The organism is Hyunsoonleella rubra (assembly GCF_042684665.1).
In the GTDB taxonomy this organism is placed as follows: Bacteria; Bacteroidota; Bacteroidia; order Flavobacteriales; family Flavobacteriaceae; genus Jejuia; species Jejuia rubra.
Genome location: NZ_JBHULY010000004.1, coordinates 1 through 737, shown reverse-complemented (window position 1 = coordinate 737; position 737 = coordinate 1). Strand labels below are relative to the sequence as shown.

The 737-nt window shown below is 42.7% G+C and carries 2 tRNA genes; both read right to left on the bottom strand.

The features are described from left to right. Window positions 1-213: 213 nt before the first annotated feature. Window positions 214-287, bottom strand: a tRNA-Ala gene (locus ACFSR8_RS00845). Window positions 288-470: 183 nt separating this feature from the next. Next, a tRNA-Ile gene (locus ACFSR8_RS00840) sits at window positions 471-544 on the bottom strand. Window positions 545-737: the final 193 nt, after the last annotated feature.

Here is a 737-nt window from a genome sequence, read left to right as displayed (position 1 = left end):
CGTCCTTCATCGCCTCTGAGAGCCTAGGCATTCCCCATACGCTCTTTTGTAGCTTATTGTACTTTTGTCTTTTTAATGAGTTATAATTGCTCGTTACAATTATTTTGTTCTATCAGATATTTATATCTAATGATTTCATGTATCTTTTTCCAATATGTCAATGAACCTTTTTCTAATTCTAAATTCAGAATTATGAATTCAGAATTAAAATCGTGGAGAATATCGGAGTCGAACCGATGACCTCCTGCGTGCAAGGCAGGCGCTCTAGCCAGCTGAGCTAATCCCCCGTTTTTTATAGCCGGCAGTCCCAGTATTCAGTAATCAGTCTTTATTTGACGTACTGCGTACTGCAAACTGCGTACTGTAAACTGGTTGCCCAACTTCTAAAATCTCAATTGTATTTCTATGAACTTCCCCAAAACTTTGAACTTTGAACTCAAAACTTTGAACTCTCGCGCAAAGCGCGACCGTAGTCTCAGGCAGACTCGAACTGCCGACCTCTACATTATCAGTGTAGCGCTCTAACCAGCTGAGCTATGAGACTGTATTTAGTATGCAGTGTTCAGTCGCAGCTGGCAGTAACGCTCTACTGCGGACTGAGTACTGGCCACTGCCTACTACTCTATGTTTTAAATTGACAGCTAGAGAGAACAGACTGTTCCTCGCATTTGTGTGATACCTATAGGCCGTCTTTCTCTAGAAAGGAGGTGTTCCAGCCGCACCTTCCGGTACGGCTA